The 1,522-nt window shown below is 70.1% G+C and carries 3 protein-coding genes; 2 read left to right on the forward strand and 1 reads right to left on the reverse strand.

Going from position 1 to position 1,522, the window contains the following annotated elements:
• Positions 1 to 134 precede the first annotated feature (134 nt).
• Both VGT80_RS10130 and VGT80_RS10135 read left to right on the forward strand, forming a co-directional pair.
• Positions 135 to 497 (forward strand): DUF423 domain-containing protein, encoded by a 363-nt coding sequence (locus tag VGT80_RS10130; protein ID WP_327455378.1) that lies wholly within the window; start codon positions 135 to 137, stop codon positions 495 to 497.
• A gap of 3 nt (positions 498 to 500) precedes the next feature.
• Complete coding sequence (locus tag VGT80_RS10135; RefSeq protein ID WP_327455380.1) at positions 501 to 1,037, forward strand: TonB family protein; 537 nt, start codon at positions 501 to 503, stop codon at positions 1,035 to 1,037.
• A 7-nt stretch (positions 1,038 to 1,044) separates the two neighbouring features.
• Here VGT80_RS10135 and VGT80_RS10140 read toward each other — a convergent pair.
• A partial coding sequence (locus VGT80_RS10140) for a TIM44-like domain-containing protein (protein ID WP_327455382.1) occupies positions 1,045 to 1,522 on the reverse strand: 478 nt, incomplete at its 5' end.

Consider the following 1,522-nt stretch of genomic DNA (forward strand, 5'->3'; position numbering starts at 1 on the left):
TCTGCCCATCGGCATGATGTTCACCGCCAAATACGCCGATGAGGCCACCCTCTTCCGCCTCGCCGCCCAGCTGGAGAAGGAAGCGCCCTGGAAGGACCGCCGGCCGCAGGTGTTCGGGTGAGGATTTGCGGCTGATGCGCCTGTGGCTGACGCTTGCCGCCCTCGCCGGCTTCGTCTGCGTGGCGGCCGGCGCCTTCGCCGCCCACGGCCTGAACGATCCTCAGGGCCAGGAGCTGCTGCGCACCGGGGCGCTGTACGGCTTCGTCCACGTGCTGGCGACGCTCGCCTGCCTGCCGCTGATCCAGCTGGGCGCGACCCGCGCCCGCCTCGCGCCGCCGTTCTTCCTGGCCGGCGTGCTGCTGTTCTCGGGCAGCCTCTTCGCGCTGGCGTTGGGCGCCCCGCGCATCGTCGGCGCGATCACGCCCTTCGGCGGCCTCGCCTTCCTCGCGGGCTGGCTCGTGCTGGCCTGGGCGGCGCGCGGGGTGGATGCGGCTTAGCCCATGCTGAGCATCGTCCCGTTCCTCATCCTCGCCCTCATGGTCGCCTTCTCGGCCTATCAGCTGTGGACCGCCTACAGCCGCGGCGCCGTCCGGGGCCGCGCCGTTTCCTATTCGCGCGACAAGGAGCCCATCCGATTCTGGGCCACCACCATCCTCAATGCTCTGCTGGTATTTGGCGCCGCCGTCCTCGTGTTCATGTGGATTCTCCGAGCCGCCGCCCACGGCGTGAGCCTGGATCCGGACTCCGGCTTCATCAAACTCAGCCCGGCGGAACAGATGTCGCGCGACTACCCCGAGCGCGCGCAGCGGCTCGGCGTCGAGGGCTCGGCCCTGTTGTCCTGCACGATGACGCCCGATGGAGGACTCGAGGCCTGCAGCCTGCTCTCAGAACAGCCGCCCGGTTACGGCTTCGGCGAGGCGGCGCTGCGAATGGCGCCGCTCGTGAAGATGAAAGCTGCGGCCGACAAAGCCTCCGCCGGCCACATCGTGCGGGTCCCGATCAGGTTCAAGCTCCCGTCCGGTCCCCGGCGGCCCTGAAGCTGCCTCACGTCTCCTGGATCGCCGAGAGCTTCCAGGGCCCGCCCGCATGGCGCACGAAGGTCCAGAGCTCGGTGGTCGAGGTGGGCTTGTTCGCATCGCCCGACAGCACCGCCCCGGTCGTGCGGTCGCGCATGACGTCGATGCTTTCGTAGTTCAGCGCCAGGGTCGCATAGTCGGCGTCGCCCTCGCGCCAGGCCTCCGACACGTCGGAGCGGATCAGCCGCACGGCGGAGACCTCGTTCTTGCGGCCATGGGTGGCGTTGTCGCTGAGCTCCTCGGCGAGATAGCCCATCACCTCCGGCGTGGTCACGGCGCGCAGCGCGCCATAGTCCTCGCGCCCAAAGGCGGACTGCACGTCCTTCAGCAGTTGCTCGAAGGCCGCTCGGTCGCTGGAGGAGACCGCGATCTCGTCGGCCGGCGAATAGCTCTGTCCGGCGCCCGCGAAGCCGCCGCCCCACGGTCCAGCCTGCGGCGCGGGCCCG

Origin of the sequence: Phenylobacterium sp. (genome assembly GCF_035944335.1) — a bacterium.
In the GTDB taxonomy this organism is placed as follows: Bacteria; Pseudomonadota; Alphaproteobacteria; order Caulobacterales; family Caulobacteraceae; genus Phenylobacterium.

Excerpts from the sequence above, each read along its gene's own strand:
- VGT80_RS10130 (WP_327455378.1), top strand. The coding sequence starts at position 135 with ATGCGCCTGTGGCTGACGCTTGCCGCCCTCGCCGGCTTCGTCTGCGTG.
- VGT80_RS10135 (WP_327455380.1), top strand. The coding sequence starts at position 501 with ATGCTGAGCATCGTCCCGTTCCTCATCCTCGCCCTCATGGTCGCCTTC.